This is a genomic window from Nocardia sp. XZ_19_385, assembly GCF_015355755.1.
Lineage (GTDB): Bacteria > Actinomycetota > Actinomycetes > Mycobacteriales > Mycobacteriaceae > Nocardia.
Map to the genome: position 1 here is coordinate 312,770 of NZ_JACVEE010000003.1, position 16,920 is coordinate 329,689.

The 16,920-nt window shown below is 66.6% G+C and carries 19 protein-coding genes; 10 read left to right on the top strand and 9 right to left on the bottom strand.

Annotated elements, in window-relative coordinates; genetic code table 11:
- Window positions 1-14 precede the first annotated feature (14 nt).
- Window positions 15-854 carry an SAM-dependent methyltransferase gene (locus IBX22_RS25060; RefSeq protein ID WP_194818152.1) on the bottom strand — a complete coding sequence of 280 codons (840 nt, stop codon included), beginning with the start codon at window positions 852-854 and terminating at the stop codon, window positions 15-17.
- A gap of 248 nt (window positions 855-1,102) precedes the next feature.
- Between IBX22_RS25060 and IBX22_RS25065 the strand changes: the two genes are divergently transcribed.
- The 6 genes from IBX22_RS25065 (at window position 1,103) to IBX22_RS25085 (ending at window position 5,884) form a co-directional block, all read left to right on the top strand.
- Window positions 1,103-1,387: a hypothetical protein gene (locus tag IBX22_RS25065; protein WP_194818153.1), complete on the top strand. Its 285-nt coding sequence runs from the start codon at window positions 1,103-1,105 to the stop codon at window positions 1,385-1,387.
- Between the two features lie 87 nt (window positions 1,388-1,474).
- Entirely contained in the window at window positions 1,475-1,927 is a 453-nt protein-coding gene (locus IBX22_RS25070; RefSeq protein ID WP_194818154.1) for an SRPBCC family protein, read from the top strand.
- 99 nt (window positions 1,928-2,026) lie between these two features.
- A complete protein-coding gene (locus tag IBX22_RS37585; protein ID WP_228539407.1) occupies window positions 2,027-2,422 on the top strand; it encodes an FAD-binding protein in 396 nt (131 codons plus the stop codon).
- Between the two features lie 19 nt (window positions 2,423-2,441).
- The gene (locus tag IBX22_RS38355; protein ID WP_309234785.1) at window positions 2,442-3,575 is read left to right on the top strand and encodes a BBE domain-containing protein; all 1,134 of its coding nucleotides are present in this window, start codon (window positions 2,442-2,444) and stop codon (window positions 3,573-3,575) included.
- A gap of 118 nt (window positions 3,576-3,693) precedes the next feature.
- Entirely contained in the window at window positions 3,694-5,004 is a 1,311-nt protein-coding gene (gene secY / locus IBX22_RS25080; protein WP_194818155.1) for a preprotein translocase subunit SecY, read from the top strand.
- Between the two features lie 52 nt (window positions 5,005-5,056).
- Window positions 5,057-5,884, top strand: a complete 828-nt coding sequence (locus IBX22_RS25085; RefSeq protein WP_228539411.1) for a response regulator transcription factor — start codon at window positions 5,057-5,059, stop codon at window positions 5,882-5,884.
- 11 nt (window positions 5,885-5,895) lie between these two features.
- Here the strand turns inward: IBX22_RS25085 and IBX22_RS25090 are convergent, their stop codons facing one another.
- Window positions 5,896-6,891 (bottom strand): diiron oxygenase, encoded by a 996-nt coding sequence (locus IBX22_RS25090; protein WP_194818156.1) that lies wholly within the window; start codon window positions 6,889-6,891, stop codon window positions 5,896-5,898.
- A 113-nt stretch (window positions 6,892-7,004) separates the two neighbouring features.
- Window positions 7,005-7,721 (bottom strand): MerR family transcriptional regulator, encoded by a 717-nt coding sequence (locus tag IBX22_RS25095; protein ID WP_194818157.1) that lies wholly within the window; start codon window positions 7,719-7,721, stop codon window positions 7,005-7,007.
- A gap of 110 nt (window positions 7,722-7,831) precedes the next feature.
- Between IBX22_RS25095 and IBX22_RS25100 the strand changes: the two genes are divergently transcribed.
- Window positions 7,832-9,220, top strand: a complete 1,389-nt coding sequence (locus tag IBX22_RS25100) for an erythromycin esterase family protein (protein WP_194818158.1) — start codon at window positions 7,832-7,834, stop codon at window positions 9,218-9,220.
- Between the two features lie 58 nt (window positions 9,221-9,278).
- On the opposite strand, the gene IBX22_RS25105 is transcribed toward IBX22_RS25100, so the two are convergent.
- Window positions 9,279-10,172, bottom strand: coding sequence for a DUF4437 domain-containing protein (locus tag IBX22_RS25105; RefSeq protein ID WP_194818159.1), 894 nt, complete (start codon window positions 10,170-10,172; stop codon window positions 9,279-9,281).
- Window positions 10,173-10,256: 84 nt separating this feature from the next.
- Between IBX22_RS25105 and IBX22_RS25110 the strand changes: the two genes are divergently transcribed.
- Complete coding sequence (locus IBX22_RS25110; RefSeq protein WP_194818160.1) at window positions 10,257-10,817, top strand: TetR-like C-terminal domain-containing protein; 561 nt, start codon at window positions 10,257-10,259, stop codon at window positions 10,815-10,817.
- A 30-nt stretch (window positions 10,818-10,847) separates the two neighbouring features.
- Entirely contained in the window at window positions 10,848-11,591 is a 744-nt protein-coding gene (locus tag IBX22_RS25115; protein WP_194818161.1) for an arylmalonate decarboxylase, read from the top strand.
- 2 nt (window positions 11,592-11,593) lie between these two features.
- On the opposite strand, the gene IBX22_RS25120 is transcribed toward IBX22_RS25115, so the two are convergent.
- The 5 genes from IBX22_RS25120 to IBX22_RS25140 form a co-directional block, all read right to left on the bottom strand.
- Window positions 11,594-12,481 carry an alpha/beta hydrolase gene (locus IBX22_RS25120; RefSeq protein ID WP_194818162.1) on the bottom strand — a complete coding sequence of 296 codons (888 nt, stop codon included), beginning with the start codon at window positions 12,479-12,481 and terminating at the stop codon, window positions 11,594-11,596.
- Between the two features lie 156 nt (window positions 12,482-12,637).
- The gene (locus IBX22_RS25125; RefSeq protein WP_194818163.1) at window positions 12,638-13,342 is read right to left on the bottom strand and encodes a hypothetical protein; all 705 of its coding nucleotides are present in this window, start codon (window positions 13,340-13,342) and stop codon (window positions 12,638-12,640) included.
- Window positions 13,339-14,133, bottom strand: a complete 795-nt coding sequence (locus IBX22_RS25130; RefSeq protein ID WP_194818164.1) for a ThuA domain-containing protein — start codon at window positions 14,131-14,133, stop codon at window positions 13,339-13,341. The genes IBX22_RS25125 and IBX22_RS25130 overlap by 4 nt, the downstream gene beginning before the upstream one ends.
- Window positions 14,134-14,162: 29 nt before the next feature.
- Entirely contained in the window at window positions 14,163-14,924 is a 762-nt protein-coding gene (locus IBX22_RS25135) for an SDR family NAD(P)-dependent oxidoreductase (RefSeq protein WP_194818165.1), read from the bottom strand.
- Between the two features lie 35 nt (window positions 14,925-14,959).
- Window positions 14,960-15,910, bottom strand: a complete 951-nt coding sequence (locus IBX22_RS25140) for an alpha/beta hydrolase (protein WP_194818166.1) — start codon at window positions 15,908-15,910, stop codon at window positions 14,960-14,962.
- Window positions 15,911-16,090: 180 nt separating this feature from the next.
- On the opposite strand from IBX22_RS25140, the gene IBX22_RS25145 reads away from it, so the two are divergent.
- The gene (locus IBX22_RS25145) at window positions 16,091-16,915 is read left to right on the top strand and encodes a CoA ester lyase (protein ID WP_194818167.1); all 825 of its coding nucleotides are present in this window, start codon (window positions 16,091-16,093) and stop codon (window positions 16,913-16,915) included.
- The last annotated feature ends 5 nt before the right edge of the window (window positions 16,916-16,920 follow it).

Genomic DNA, 16,920 nt, shown 5'->3' on the forward strand with positions numbered 1-16,920 from the left:
TTGCGGCAACAAGGTCACGGCTTGCGGCCGACTCCCGCCCAGTACCAGGCCGATTCCGGGTCGGCGACGACGTTGGTCGCCCGGGGCGCGAGGTCGGGTCGCCAGGTGACGACCGGCACCACACCGGGCTCGACCAGTTCGGTGCCCGCGAACAGCGACTCCGTCTCGGCGCGGGTGCGCGGATGGAAGGTGATCCCCGCGTCCTCGGCCGAGTGCACCACCCGCGCCATCGCGCGTTCGTCGAAATCGGCGGTGGGATGGGTGATCACCAGGTAACTGCCCGAAGGCACCCTGTCCAGCAGTTTCGCCACGATCTCGTGCGGCTTGTCGCTGTCCTCGAAGTACATCAGCACGGCGACCATCATGATCGCGATCGGCTGTTCGAAGTCGAGGGTGTCGTTCAGCGCCGGATCGGTCAGGATGCTCTCCGGGTCGTGCAGATCGGCGTGGATGAACGCGGTCTTGCCCTGCGGTGAGCTCGACATCAGCGCGCGGGCGTGGGCCAGCACGATGGGATCGTTGTCGACGTAGACCACGCGCGCGGCGGGAGCGGCCCGCTGCGCCACCTCGTGGGTGTTGCCCGCGGTGGGGATTCCGGTGCCGATATCCAGGAATTGCGTGATCCCGGCTTCCTGCACCAGATAGCGCACCGACCGCCCGAGGAACGCGCGATTGGCCTGGGCCATGGTCTGGATGGCTGGTATATGTCCGGCTATCGCGTCGCCGAGGGCGCGATCGGCGGGGTAATTGTCTTTTCCACCGAGCCAATAGTCGTAGACCCGTGCTTCGTGCGCGATGGTCGTGTCGATTTTGGCCGATAATCCGGGGGTGGTTCGAACTTGGGGTTGCGCCATCGAGATTCCTTCCTTGGGCGTTCGCTCAGAATATGTTCAGCGAACCCCCAGCGGGCCGGTATCGCCCAAGCAAGACAGCCGGATTCGCGGCTGTCGGGCTGAGGTGCGCAAACCCGCTGACAAGGGGGCAAGACGGGTGCGGTGTGTCGGCTCTGCCAGGGGTTTTCCGTGTTGTTGAATGGGCCGCAGAGAACAAGACCGCACGGTCGGCGAATTTCTTCACCTCGGCATCCATAAGGAGCATGACAGTGAGCCTGATCCTCTGCGCGCTACAAGACACCGTCCTCGCTCAGGTCGTCGGCAACCCCGCACCGGAAGCTCCGCCGCTAGCCGACAAATTGATGCAAATGGGCCGCTACTTCACCTGGCTGGTCCAGCTATCCGGTATCACCGCCATCACCTACGGCGGCGGCCGCTTCGCCTGGGAGAAGTGGAACGGCGGCGGCCTGCAATCCCCGAAGATGATCGCCAGCGCCATGGCCGGCGGCGCCGTCGCCACCAGCGCCGGCACCATCATGAATTCGGTCATCTGAACCGATGTAAGAAACACCTGGTCGGAGGCGGGGTGTCACGCTAGTGCACCGCCTCCGTCCGTCTGTGTCCTCTGTTAGCGTACGAGAATGCAGGACAGCGTGACAGTTCGAATGGCAGCACCCGCTGAGAAAATCTGGAATCTCGTCAGCGATATCACCAATACCGGCAAGTTCAGCCCCGAGACGATCGCAGCCGAATGGCTCGGCGGCGCAACGGAGCCCGCAGTCGGCGCCAAGTTTCGCGGCCGTGTCAACCGCAACGGCTGGGGGTTGAAGTATTGGACCGTGTGCCGGATCATCGCCGCGGATCCGGGCCGCGAGTTCGCCTTCACCGTGCTCGGCCCCGGCGGGATGCCGATCAACACCTGGCGTTACCGCTTGGAGCCCATCGATGGCGGCACCGACGTCACGGAATCGTTCCACCTGCACCCCAGCCTGCCCCTCCGGTTGTACTGGCTGATCGCCGGCCGAGCGCGCGGTCGAACGAACAATAAAGGTATGCGAGAGACGCTGGAACGGATCAAAGCCGTCGTCGAATAAAGGGACGAATCGCGCACCTCAGTTGCGGCGGGTATGAAGCTCCGGTGGCTAGCGTCGGGGGACTGCCCATTTGCTGGAGCCGCCTGAAGGAGATCATCGATGCCCTTCTCACGTCGAGGATTTATTGCTTCGGCGGTGGGTGCGACGTCGTTATTGGTAGGGGAGCCGGGAGCGCGGGCCCAGACACCGATGGCCGGTCCCGGGGAGCCGGAGTACGCGAAGGCGACTGAGCGGGGCTACAACTCGCGGTTCGTAGCGCGGCCCGAGCGCGTGTATCTACCGGTCGATGCCGAGGAGGTTCGGGCGGCGGTGGCCGCGGCGGTGCGGGCCGGGTTGCGGCCTGCGGCTCGTTCGGGCGGGCATTGTTTCGACGATTTCGTCGACAGTGCCGACACGCGGGCGCTGATCGATCTCGGGCGAATGACCGGGGTCGAGTGGGACGAGCGGCATCGTGCGTTCTCTGTCGGCGCGGGTACCGAGCTGCGCGGTTTATGAAGGGCTGGCGCGATGGGGCGTGACTGTACCGGCCGGCATCTGTAAGGGCGTCGGGGTGGGCGGGCACATTTGCGGCGGGGGTTACGGTCCGCTGTCGCGTCGCCACGGCTTGGTCGCCGATCATCTCTATGGAGTGGAGGTCGTCACCGTCGACGCCGCCGGACGAGCGGCGCTCGTGCTCGCGACCAAAGACGGCCCGCACGAGGACCTGTGGTGGGCGCACACCGGTGGGGGCGGCGGCAATTTCGGGGTGGTGACCCGATTCTTGTTGCGCTCGGCCGACTCCGATGGTTCCGATCCTCATCTGGCTCTGCCACGACCGCCGGCCAATGTGCTCAGCACCCGCGTGCTGTTTCCGATCACTACCGAGGACTCGTTCGTACGGCTGCTCGGCAACTATCTGGCGTTCTTCCACCAGCACAGCGAGCCGGATGATGCCTACGCCGGGCTGTACGCGCCGTTGAGTGTCCGCACGACCGCACTCGGCAGCACGGAGCTGTTGGTTCTGCTCGACGGGGACCCACGCGAAGCTCACGATCGCTTGAAAGCTTTTCTCGCCGCGATCACCGACGGGGTCTTCCCGCCGCCGCTGATCGAACCACTCGTCCGCATGTCCTACTTCGACGCCGTCGAGCGGATCTACTACCCCAAGGCAGCCAACTCGCCGAGGGTCAAGATCAAGGCCGCCTACCTGCGCCGCCCTTACTCCGCCGAGCAGCTGCGTACCTGCTATCGCCACATGATGGATGTGAGCGTGATCGGCGAATCGGTGCTGGAATTCCTGCCTTTCGGCGGTGCGGTCAACGCTGTCGCCCTCGGCGCGACGGCGATGCCGGCGCGCGATTCGTTCATGCAGATGCTCATCCATGCGGCATGGCGGCGGCCCGATGGCGACGAGCACTTTGTGACTTGGGCTCGGCGGTTCTATGCCGAGCTCTACGCCGAGACCGGCGGGGTGCCGGTGCCGAATGAACGCAACGGCGGCAGCTATATCAATTATCCCGACCCGGATCTGGCCGACCCGAATTGGAATACCTCGGGTGTGCCGTGGCACGCCTGTTATTACGGCGCGCAATACCAACGGCTGCAGCGGATCAAGGCGACCTGGGATCCGGGCACGGTGTTTCGGCACCGGCTGTCGGTACAGCCCTAGGCATGACTCCCCCGATCGGGGGAGCGTGAAATCGGCCTCTCGGGCGACGTCAGCGCGGCCCGGCCTTCCATAGCGTCGAAGGCCCATGCCAAGCCGATCCCGCCCACGAGGAGCTCCCGTGCTTTCTGCCGTCATGTCGGCTGCCCGAACCCCGGAGCTGCGGCGGAAGGCACTGTGGACGCTCGGGCTGCTGGGGTTGTTCCGACTCGGCGCGGTATTGCCGTCACCCGGTGTGGATTTCACGGCTGTTCGCAGTTGTTTCGAGCAGAACGTGGGCGGCGAATCCGGCGGCATCTACCAGCTGGTGAACCTGTTGTCCGGCGGCTCGATGCTGCAACTGTCGGTGTTCGCGGTCGGAATCATGCCCTACATCACCGCGAGCATCATCACGCAGCTATTGACCGTCGTGATCCCGCGTTTCGAAGATTTGCGGCGGGAAGGGCAATCCGGCCAAGCCAAAGTCACGCAGTACACCCGCTACCTGGCGATGGCGCTGGCATTGCTGCAAGCCTCGACATTGGTTGCGCTGGCCGCGCGGGGCCAACTGCTGCAGGGTTGTCCCGAGGACATCCTCGCCGACAGCTCGCTGTTCGCCATGATCACCGCGGTGCTCGTCATGACCGCGGGCGCCGCCCTGGTGATGTGGTTCGGCGAGCTGATCACCGAGCGCGGTTTCGGCAACGGTATGTCGCTGCTCATCCTCGCGGGCATCGCCGCCCAGATTCCAGCGCAGGGCGGGGCGATTCTGGAAAGCCGGGGCGGAATCGTCTTCGCCGGAGTCTGTCTCGCGATAGCCGCGATGATCGTCGGCGTGGTCTTCATCGAGCAGGGCCAGCGCCGGATTCCGGTGCAGTACGCCAAGCGCGTGGTGGGACGCAAGATGTACGGCGGTTCCTCGACGTACTTGCCGCTGAAGGTCAATCAGGCCGGTGTCATTCCGGTCATCTTCGCCTCGTCGCTGCTGTACCTGCCGAACCTGCTCGTGCAGTTCACCCAGGGGAGTTCGGGCCTCGTTCAGGAGTTCATCCAGAAGTACCTGGCCGACCCGAATCATCCGGTCCACATAACCGGCTACTTCGCCCTGATCGTCTTCTTTTCCTACTTCTACGTCGCGATCACCGTCAACCCGCAGGAACGTGCCGAGGAGATGAAGAAATTCGGCGGCTTCATCCCCGGCTATCGGCCCGGCAAGCCGACGGCCGAGCATTTGGGGTATGTCCTCAATCGGATCACCCTGCCCGGATCCTTCTATCTCGGTGCCGTTGTCGTGCTGCCGAACTTGGTTCTGGGTTTCGGCGATTCCGCTTCCACGGCGAGCCTGGCCTTCGGCGGCACCTCGGCGCTGATCATGGTGAGCGTCGCCCTGGACACGGTCAAACAGCTGGAAAGCCAAGTGCTGAACCGGAATTACCAGGGTTTTCTGCGATGAACCCGGGCGGGCCTCTGGGCACCGGCGGCCGATGAGCCTACGGTCTGAAACCATGGTTCCGAATTCCTCGACCCATCCGCTGCTGCGCGTGGTGTCCTCGCTCGTTCTCGCGATCACCGCGATGACGCTGTCGGTGGCTACCGCGCACGCGGATACGCGATCGACCAGCTGTGCGGTGGACCGGCAGCCCGGCCCGCGTCCGGCTCGATCGGCGGCCGACTCCAGCCTTGCTCGGGGGCAGTCGATCTCGGTGCTGCTGGCCGACGGTCAGATGTTCTTCCGGATGGGTATGCGGGCGGCGATCGCGGGCCAAGCGGATATGAGCTGCGTCGCGGAGGTCGGTGACGGTCTCGCCGCTGTCCGGGAGCTGCAACGTCTGCGCCCGGACGTGGCTCTCGTCGATCTCGACCTGCCGGGCTTGGGCGACGCGGGGCCGATCGACACCACCGGCACCAGGATTCTGGCCCTCGCTACCGAGCACACGGACGAAAATCTGTATCGCGCACTACATCTCGGTGCCACCGGGTTCCTCGCGCGATCCGGGCAAGTCAACGACCTGCTCAGCGCGATCCGCACGGCGGTACACGGCACCGCCCTCATCGATCCGACGCTGACCCGGCAGCTGATCACTCGTCTGTCGGCCGGGATCGAACCTTTTCCGGCCACCCCGGAAGTCGAAACCCTCACTCCCCGTGAACATCAGGTCCTCCACTTCATCGCGAAGGGGTGCACGAATCCCGAGATAGCCCTAGCCCTCGGGATCGGCGAACAGACTGTCAAAACCCATGTCTCCCATGTGCTCACCAAACTCGGCGTCCGTGATCGCCTCCACGCCGCGGTGTACGCGCACACTCGCCGGATCGGACCGATCGAGGCGTAGGCGGCGAAACGTCAAGCCGTGCGCCGTGTCCCACGCTCGGGCTCACTGCGGTACCGCGATGGCGCACCGTCGATATGCAGCCGCGACCACAGCTGTTTGGTGACCGGGTTCATCAGCCCCAGGTCGGTGGCGAGCTTGCGCATATCAGCGAAGTAGCCGGACAGGATGCGGCGTGATTGTGGTGCGCGCCAGAACGCTTCGCGCATCACCGCCTCGGGGATATCGAACTGTCGCGCGAAGGAGCGTGGCGGCGACATGATCTCCCCGGCGAGCCAGCGCATGGCGAGCGGGAAAGCCAAGGCGCACACCGTCTTCGACGCGGCATTCATATGCGCCAGATGCGCCGCGAGGAACTCGCCCGCGAAGGAGATGTGCCGCGCCTCCTCGGCGATGTGGATCTCCATGGTGCGCAACACCGCGGGCGGCACCGAGTCACCGTCGCGGATGAGCGCCTTCTGATAGTGGTCGATCGGTTCCTCACCACCCAGGATGCCGATGAACAGGATGACGTGCGCGTACCCGCCGGCCACGCCGATAAAGGGCGAAAGGACCTTGAACAGCCGCCGCATACCGGGCACATCCACGCCGATGCGATTGACCAGCTCCTGGAACATCTGGATGTGGTTGCACTCCTCGGTCATCTCGTGCAGGCAGTACCTGAACTCGGGCGAACCGTTGGGCAGCTTCATGATGTACTGCATCATTCCGCGGATCAGGACGCTCTCGAAGGCCGCGCCGACCTTGATGACATTGGCTATCCGCCATTTTCCGATCTCGATCTGCCGGTCCAGGGGTAGCTCCTGATACCAGCGCGTCGCGCCGAGCGGATCGTATTCCGGTGACAGCACCCAGCGTGGATCGTCGGGATCGAGCGCGAATTCCGGTGCGTCCCAGTCGATGTCCAGATAGGGGTCGAAGCTGCGGTGAACCGAGCCCTCGGACAGGGTCGCCAGCGCGTCCCGGTAGTCCTGGTCGAACAGTTCCCCAACCGATCGCGACAGCGTCATCGATATCTCCTCGTTCGGGCCGACCGGCGTAGCGAGTGGTCGGTGTCACCTTCGAGGATATATGGGACCCCGAGTCCCATACAACTGTCTTCGCGGAATTGTGCGCAGGAGGGTCACTCTGTACCGCTACTTCGGCGCGTCTGATCGAGCAGCGTGAGGTAGCAATCGAGTTGGGCTGCGCCCGCGAGTAGGTTGCGGCCGCGCGTGGTCAGCCGGGCTTGCCAGGATTCGAGGAAGACGCGCAAGGCGTCCGTCCCGCCCGCCTCACGGAGCGAATCGAGGAACTGGGCGATCCGGGGCAGCGGATAGTCGCCCTGGCGTAGTTGCCGTGCGATCTCGGCGTCACGCACGCACTCCGGGCTGTATTCGCGATAGCCCGTTGCTCGGTCTCGGGCGGGGCGCAGGATGCCGTGGGTTTCCCAGGTACGCAGCGTCGCCGGGTGTACGCCGAGGCGACGGGCGAGTTCGCCCACGGTCAACGGATGACCCTGTGTAGCAGGTGGTTTGGTGGTCGACAGGGCGTTCAGGGCCTTCGCGACCTCGGTCCGGGTTTCGCGTTCGGCCAGCAGCGCGACATGCGCAGTGTCGATGAGCTCGTAGGCGGACTCGGTGTCGCCGCGGTTGGTCGCGCGCATGATCGCCACTGCCTGCTGGTGTGAGTGGCCGCCCCGCAACGCGAGGAAGGCGCGCAGCGCTTGCGCGTGCAGGGGTGTGTAGCGGCGGTAGCCGGTCGCGGTGCGCTCCGTCGGCGGGAGGACTCGCGCGTCGTCGTAGTTGCGGATCGCTTGGGCGGACAATCCGTGTTCCCGGGCGAGATCGATCGGCCGCAACCATTACTCCTTGAGGGTTTGAGCTGTTTGCGTCAGGTCGTTGTCGAATAAGTCTCAACAGATACTTCAACGATACTGTCAAAGGCAATGCGATTCCGGAAGGAGTGCTCATGCCTATACCCACAGCACTGCGTGAGATCGGCCGCCAACTCGACGACCCGGCCGACCTGGGCCGCGCCATCGACGAACTGCTCACCGCGCGAAGCGAACCGCCTGCCCTGCTCGCTCTCGGCGAGCCGACCCACGGAATCGAGGCGTTCCCGCTACTGCGCAACGAACTCCTCGGTCAGCTCGCCGAACGGGGCTATCGGTCGATCGCGCTCGAGACCGACTTCCTCGCCGCGTCCCTGGTCGACGACTACGTAAACGGCGCAACAGCGAACATCGACACGGTGTTGGCAACCGGGTTCAGTCATGGGTTCGGCGCCGTGCCGGGCAACCGTGAACTCATCGAATGGCTCCGCAGGTACAACGCCGACCGCGCGCCCCGGGACCGAATTCGCTTTTACGGCTTCGACGCACCGACGGAATACTCGGGAGCACCGAGCCCGCGACATGCGCTGTCTGTGGCTGCCGCCTACCTGCCCCCTGGGCTTCGGCCTGAATCCGCCCGCGACCTGGACACGCTGCTCGGTGCGGACGCCGATTGGACGAACGAGTCCGCCATGTACGACGCGGCAGCATCCATCGGCGACTCCGATCGCGCTCGCGCCCTCCGCATTGCCGCCGACGACCTCGCCAGCACGCTGCGGCGCGCGGCACCCGCCCTCCGTTCCGCCGCCCCGGCCAACTCCGCCGCCCCGGCCAACTCCGCCGCCCCGGCCAACTCCGCCGACCCCGCCGACCCCGCCGACCCGGCCAACTCCGCCGACCCCGCCGACCCGGCCAACTCGGCCGACTCCGCCGACCCGGCCGACCCGGCCGACTCCGCCGACCCGGCCAACCCCGCCGACCTGGACGACCGTGCCGACTATGACCGTGCCCTCGCGCACGCCCGCACCGCGCAGGGTCTGCTGCGCTACCACGCCGCTATGGCCAGCCCCGGGACCGACCGCGTCGAGATCCTGCTCAGTGTGCGCGCCGAGATGATGGCCGAGAACCTACTTGCGATCGCTGCCCGGGAACAGCGACGCGGACCCAGCCTCGTGTTCGCGCACAACGCGCACCTCCAGCGCGCCCAGCCGCTCAGCGACAACGGCGGGAGCTGGGCCAATGCCGGAGCGCTCGTCGAACTAGCCCTCGGCGAGCGCTACATGTTCATAGCAACCGACGCCAACCCGCACAGCGATCCGAGCACTTTCCAAGGAGCGCTGGCAGCGGCGACGACCCGCCGCGCCCTGTTCCCGGCTCCGGCTCTGCGCGCGGCGCTCGACCCGGCCATCGGCGCGGGCGAACCCATCGTGCCCGGGCATTTCCCTCTGAGCCCGGCAGAGCTAACCGGGGCCGACGCGGTCATCTTCGTCGCCGACACCGACGGAAAACGCCATCAGTACTGGTAGCAACGCATTCGGCTTGCTGGTAGCAACGCATTCGGCCTACTGGTAGCGATGCATTCGGCTATTGGTACGCGGGATCGGCCCAGGGGCCGATGGAGCGGGAGCGGACCGGCTCGACCAGGCGCGGTAGGAGGCTGTGGGGGTATTCGGGGCCCCAGTTGGTGGGATCGCCGGCAATGACGACCTTCGCGTTGTCGGTGTACCAGTCGACGAGGTCGGCGTCGGAGCGGACTATCCAGGTGCAGCCCATCTCCGCGTCGGCGGTGAAGTCGCCGTGCCGGACGAGGGCCGGGCGCCAGAAATAGGTGCCGGGCCACATCTTTCCGAAGTTGTAGTCGAAGCCGCCCGCGAGGCAGTAGGCCTCTTCGGAGCAGGGGTGGTGGGCGAGGGGTTCTTCGCGCCAGCCGGGCTTAGCCTTGATCAGCCGGGTGTAGAAGCCGGTTTCCGAATCTCGGTGCAGCAGTTTGATGTAGAGGCCGGGGACGGGGGTGCCGCCCAGGTCGAAACGCATCGGGCTGCCGTCCTTGACGTCGATCCAGGGCATGGCGGCGGTGTCGAGGACAACGAGTTTCTGGTCGGGGCGGACGAAGTCACGGTCGGCGTCGGCCAGGTCGAAGTGCCAGTCGGCGTGTTCGCGGAAGAGCAGGATCTCGGTGCCCGCCGTGACGGCGATCGGGGGTGTCCAGACTCCGGCCGGGGTCATCCAGAAGCCTTCGGGCCCAAGGATTGTGTCGCCGACGGTGACCTGGCCGGACAGCACGAACCATTCGGTGTCGGCGTGGTGCACGCCCGCCGGGCGCGACCAGTCACTGGTGAAACGGACCTTGAGGGAGGCGGATCCGTCCTCTTCGTCGTAGCTGAGGTTGCGCTGCACCGCGTTTCCGGTGGCGTGCTCGAACTCGGCTACGTGGTCGATCAGGTCGCGTTCGTCGATGAGTTCTACATGTGGACGCATCGGTCCTCCTCGGAGAAGCAAAGTATTTGCGATACAGAATGTAGTGCTTATCAATAAGCAGTACAAGGTGTATCGTCAATTTTCATGACCAGACCGGGCCGTCCGGCGGGACCTGCCGCCGACACCGAAAGCGCCGTGCTGACAGCGGCATTGGAGTTGCTGCTGACCGAAGGCGCGGCCGCGCTGACACCGCAGCGGCTGCACGCGGTCACCGGGGTCGCGCGCACGACCATCTATCGGCACTGGCCGATGCCGCGGGATTTCCTCGCCGCGCTGATCGCCGTGGCTCCGCACGAATCGCCGGAACCCAGCGGGGACCTCGCCGCGGACTTGCACGCCGAAACCGACCTGCTCTGTGATCGTTTGCGCGACAAGCCCGTTGCCGCCTTTCTGCGGGCGCTGGTCACGGCCTCGTCGGCGGATCCGTCGTGCGCGGAGTTGCGGCACCGCTACGTCGAGGACCTGCTCGAACCCTTCCGCGTCGCCCTCGGGGAGCTCGGTGTGTCCGATGCCGAGGAGGCGGCCTCGGCCCTCGTGTCCCCGCTCTTGGTCGACGCACTGCTGCTGGACCGGCCCGTCGATCGAGCCCGGGCGCATCGTGCGGTCGACGCCGTGCTGATCCGGCTCGGCGCTCGAATGTCCTGACGCGGCAACACGAGTCACAGGAGACAGTAGATGACCAATGCCGTGGGCACGCGCGCCGTTTTCGGTGTCATCGTGCCGAGTACGAATACCGTTGTCGAGCACGATTATTGGCGGGCCGGGCTACCGGGTATCGCCTATCGCGCGGGCTCGATGTACATCCCGAACCCGGTGATGGGCGACGACGCGGATTTCCAGGGGCTGCTCGGCCAGATCCGCGCGTCCATCGACACCGCCGTGCGGGACGTGCTCACCGCCGAACCCGATCGCATGGTCATGGGCATGTCGGCCGAGACTTTCTGGGGCGGGGTGGCCGGGAACGCGGCGTTCGAGCAGCGGCTGCGGGACCGCACCGGCCTGCCCGTCACCACCGGCGCGAGTTCCTGCCGGGCCGCACTCCAGGAACTGGGCTGCCGCCGGATCGCGGTGTTCTCGCCGTATCAGCCGATCGCCGACAAGGAGGTCGGAACGTTCTTCACCGAGGCCGGTTTCGAGGTCGCCGCGATCACCGGTTTGCGCTGCCCGACCGCGATGGACATCGCCCGGGTCGGCGAGGACCGCCTGCGCGAGGTCGTCGCCGAGATCGACGGGCCAGATGTGGAGGCGATCGTGCAGGTCGGCACCAACCTGTCCTTCGTCACCCTGGCTGACCGGCTGGAAGCGGAACTCGGCAAACCCGTAATCGCGATCAATGCCGCCACGCTCTGGAATGCCCTGCGCGAGCATGGGTTCGACGACCGCGTCGACGGCGCGGGCCGGCTCCTACGGGAGCACTGATCTCATCGGGCTGCGCCGGTGATGGTCTGGATGACGCCGGTGTCGCGCAACATCTCGTAGTACGCTCCACCGGGGTGGTAGTCGTCGGTGCGCGTGCCGTCCAACAGGTCCAGCGTCCACGCCACCGTGAGATCGCGCGTCGCCGTGGAATTTCCGAGCCGAATTGTGCCGCACATGATTCCGGCGATCTCGCCGATGGCGCCCAGATCGGTGCCGAGCGCGTCGACATGGCTGCCCGTCAGTACGCGCACCCCGAGGAAGCGGCGGGGGAGGTGGCGTTGCATCGACTCGGTGGCGTCGGCCCCGTTGTTGCACAGCGAGGGTGGGGTCGCGATGGTCAGCATGGGCAGATCCGTGGTGGCGAGGGCCCGCAGCGCGTCCTCGGTCACCGAGGTGTCGATGCCGCGTACCGGGTCGAGTGCGAGCACACCGCGCAGGCGGGCAAAACCGGCGGGGTGGGCGGTCGCGAGCCGCTGGGCGAGGTGCAGGACGACGCCGCCGCCCGCGGAATGACCGGACAGCACCAGGTTTTCGGGCAGCACGACATCGGGACGCCCGGCGCGTTCGCGGGCGTCACGGAAGCTGCGCTGCAACGCACCACCCGGGTCGGCGGCGGTGCCGAACAGGTCTGCCACGTTGTCGAGAAACGCGCGGTTGGGTAGCAGGCTGGACAAGGCGCAACCGCGCGGGTCCATCGCCGGTAGGTCGGGTGCGAAGACCACCGCGCCCGCACCGGTGAGCCGGTTCGCGAGGTCGCGGTAGAGGTCCTTGCTCGCGCCGAAACCGTGCACCAGCAGGACCAGTCCGCGCGGCCTGCCTGCGGGGAAGTACCAGTCCGCAGGCTGGTGCAAGACGCTTCCCGCGCAGGCGATGTCCACGGAGTTCGTCACCCGCGTGGGGTCAGGCGGCTGTGCCGTCGCGGAGCCTGCGGACAGCGCGGCCAAGAGCAGAGGAACTAGAAGTGCTTGTGCGTAACGAATTTTCGACATTGCCGCGGCTCCACGGTGTTGGTGAGCGGCCCAGGGTCAGCAGGCCGGTTGCTGCGTTCAGGGCTGAACTGTGCCCAGCAGCAACGCTTTCAGATACTCGGGTGCGATCAGGGTGCAATAGTGCTGCCCTTTGAAGGCGTCCGGGATACCAGGCGTATCCAGGGGCACCAGCAGCGATTTGGACGGCAGGTGCAGGTTGCCTCCGGCGTCCTTGGTGGCGACCGGGAAATCGGCCAGCCAGTCCTGGCCGGTGAGGGCGGGGGTGTCCGGGTCGATCACCACCTTGTTCGGGCGATAGACGAGGGCTTTGCGCTCCTCCTGGGTGAGCGACCGGGCGACCTGGCGCAGGGTGACGCGGTTGACATGTGCGCAGTCGCCTTCGGGGCCGGCGATGTCGGCACCGTACACATCGGTCAGGTGATCAGCCGATTTGCCTTTGCAGCGCACCTGTTTCGGCAAACCTGCCGCAGGGGTCGTGTAGCTGGTCACGGTGAGCGGCTGCACCTGCGGTTTCGACGCGGCGAAGGCGTTGAGGTCGGTGTAGGGGACCTCGGACAGGGTGCCGCCTTGGCGCCGGAATTTGACCACCCGAAGCTTCGCGGTCTGCACCTGCGCGCGCAGGCAGAGCTGCGGAAAAGCTTCCGCCTCAGCGGTTTCGGCCTCCGAAGGTTCGGCCGTGACGGCCGGTGCGGTGAGTCCGGTGCAGGCCATGGCGATCAGTGCGGCGACGGCCAAGCGGGGACGCAGATTTCGAAACATCATGGTGTGTCTCGCTTTCCGGGTGTCGGTAGTTCTCCGGTCACCGCCCAGTGCAGGCAGCGGCGCAGGATGGTGCGGAATTCGGGGACCGTCCAGCTGCCGCGGTCGGCTGCCCCGAGGTCGTCGACGCCTAGGTCCTGAAGGTCGAATCGGCCCCGGCAGTGGCCGAGGGTGAAGTAGCAGACGGTGCCCGCGCCCTGTTCCTTGAGGTAGAGCACGGGGCGTGGTTCGTCGACGGTGGTGTGGCCTTCTTCGAAACCCGTTGAGTCGCCGACGAAGCGCGTGTGCGCCAGCACCTGGAGAGGCGGATGGAGTTCGCTGATATACAGCTCGTCGGTCACCTCGAACGGGGCGATGCCGTGCAGGAAGGGATGATCCGGCTCCGACGGCACGACCTGGTAGGGCGTGATCGGCGGATGACCGAGGAACTGGCTGCCGAGCAGCTCCGGTAGCTCGCCCAGTGTGCGCGGGGTGGCGAAGCCGTCCGCCGGAGTGGCTCCGCGCGCGACGACGACGGCATTCGTAGCGTGCAGGGCGAGCCAGCGGCCGCCCCGGGAGACGAACTCGGACAGCGCTTTACGCTGGTCTGCGGTCGGCGCTCGATTGCAGGTGTAGGTGACGAGCAGGTCGGCGGCGGCCAGCGCGTCGGTGCAGTCGTAGTCCTCGAACACCCGGGTGCGGACCTGCTCGTACTCGTCGAGTTCGGTGAGCAGTCGCAGCCGGGCGTAATCGAAGTCGTGCCATACGCCGCCGCACACCAGCACCGCATCGACGCGACCCGCGGGTCCGGGCATGGTTGTACCTCGCTCTGCGGCAGTCGGTTTCAGTAATCGAAGCGATTGGTGAAGCCGCCGTCGACGGTCAGGTTCACCCCGGTGATATGGCGGGCCGCGGGCGAGGCGAGGAAGGCCACGGCGTTGGCGACATCCTCGGGAGCGGCGAGACGGCCGAGTGCCGTGCCGGCCAAGGAGCCTTCGTAGAGCGCGGGGATATTCGACTTGATGAAGTCCCAGGCCCCACCCTCGAAGTACACCGGCCCCGGTGACACCGAGTTCACCCGAATCCCGCTGGGACCCAGTGCCCGTGCCTGCGCAGAGGTGTGTTGCAACATCGCTGCCTTGAACGCACCGAAACTGTTGGCCGTGGGCAGGATTCCGGCTTCCAGCGCGGAGGTGCTGGCGATGGCGACGACCGCCGCCGCCTCGCTGCGCTCCAGATGTGGTGCGGCTGTTTCGATCAGGGTGACCAGGCTCATCAGGTCGGTGCGGAAATTGTCCGCCCAGGCCTGCGGCCCTTCGCCCACCGACGCCGAGGCATTGGCCACGACGATGTCGAGTCCGCCCAGGGCGTCGGCGGTTTCGGTGACCAGCGCCGCCAAGGCGTCGGGGTCGGCGACATCGCAGGTGCGGTGCACGACCGTGCCGTGCTCGGCCAGTTCCGCGGCGGCAGCCTCGAGGCGATCGGCGTCGCGGGCGCAGATCGCCACCGCGGCGCCCTCGGCGAGCAGGGTGCGGGCGATGGTCAAGCCGATGCCGCGGCTGCCGCCGGTGATGAGGGCGCGCTTGCCTTTGAGATCGAGATCCATGGGTTTCTCCTATGCGATCGGTGGGACGAGGAGGCTTACGAGCCGGGGAGCAGGTCCGCGGCCAAGCCCCCGGCCAACAGGGCGCGTGCCCGTGGCTCGGTGGAACCGGTTGCACCGGTGAGGAAGTCGCCGGTCCAGCCCAGCGCGAGGGTGGACAGCGTGCCCGCGTTCACCGCGGTGGGTGTGCCGCAGAACAGGGTGCCCAGCGGGTCGGAGCTGGCGCCTTCGGCGTCGGTGTGCACGCCGTCCCGCAGCCGGATCCCGACGAAGGGGCGGCGCAGCTGGTTCTGCACGGCGGTGGTGCCGATGCCGAAGCTGTTGCACAGTGCCGGGGCCGCCGAGATCGTCAGGATCGGCAGGCCGGTCGGGTCGAGGCCGGTGAGTGCGCGGGCGATGTTGTCGCCGAGGAAGGATTTCACCGGGTCCAGCAGGATGACCCCGCGCAGACCGGTGAAGGTCTGCGGATGGGTGCTGCGAATCCGGTCGGCCACGAAGGCCACGGCCTCGGCGCCCGCCGAATGGCCGAGGAAGACCAGATCGCTGGGTAGCTCGGGGATCGGCACACCGGTGCGCCGGGCCGCGACGGCCAGGCTGGCTGCCAGTGCTCCCGTGGGATCGGTTGCGGTGCCGAATAATTCGGCGACATTGTGCAGGAAGGCGCTGTTGTCGCCGAGGTTCTGCAGGGTGCAGCCCTGCAGCTGCATGAACGGCAGGCTCGGCGTGAACACGAGATAGCCCGCGTCGGCGAAACTGCGTGCGAGGGCGCTGATTTGGGGGCCGCTGCGGGCGAAGCCATGCTGGATCCAGACCATGGCGGTGGGCTTGCCGGACGGTAGATACCAGTCCACGTCCTGATGCAGCGTGCTGGTGGCGCAACGGATGTCGACACTGCCCGAGATCTGGGTGGTGGCGGTGGCGGGTGCGGCGGCGGTGACGGAGATTAGGGCGGCGGCGACGGCGGTGAGAACCGGGCGTCTAAGGGTCATGGTGACTCCCCCGGGGCGGCACGCTGTTTCCTACAGTGGAATAGCGTTTCGGTATTTGAAAGATCATTGGCCGCTGCCGGGCTGCTGTCAAGGGAAAACTCGAGATGGACAGAAAGTATCGGCCTCGATATGTTTCGCTGAAGGAAACGCTGTTCTACTCAACCGATTTCGGGGTGTGTGATGAGATCTGCCCTGTACGTGCCGGGCAATCGGCCCGAGCTGTTCGACAAGGCGCTGGCCGGACCGGCGGATGTGGTGCTGCTCGACCTCGAGGACGCGGTCCCGCTGCGGGACAAGCAGACCGCTCGGGCGGAGGTGGCCGCCTGGCTGCGGAGTGTCACGCGGGCGTTTCCGCGGATCTGGGTGCGGGTGAACCCGGGCGAACTGGGTCACGAGGATATGCGCGCGGTGGCCGGGCCGGCGCTCGCGGCGGTCTGTCTGTCGAAAACCGAATCGGCGCAGCAGGTCCGCGCGGCAGGTGCGGTATTGGACGCGTGTGAATCACAGCCGGGTGCGATTCGGATCTGTGCCCTGCTCGAAAGCGCGGCGGCAATCCTCGCCGCCCCGGAGATCGCCGCCGCCCCGCGGGTTTCGCGGCTCCAGATCGGCGAAGCTGATCTCCGGGCGGAGCTCGGGATCACGCCTGGCCCCGAGGAACGTGAACTGCTCGCCCTCCGTTCGCACGTGGTGCTGGCCAGTGCCGCAGCGGGTATCGAGCCTCCGCTCGGTCCGGTACGCACCGACTTCCGCGACCTGGATGCGCTACGAGAATCGACGATTGCCCTGCGGCGCTTGGGGTTCCGTGGGCGTGCCTGTATCCATCCGGCGCAACTACCGGTGGTCAACGAGGTCTTCACCCCTGCCTCGGACGAGGTGCGGCGAGCTCGCGCGCTGGTGGACCGGTTCGAGGCGGCCGCAGGGGGAGTGCTGCTCGACGAATCCGGCCGCATGGTCGACGCGGCCGTGATCCGCCAGGCCCGTCGCCTGCTCGCGGAACGGGCCTGATCCGC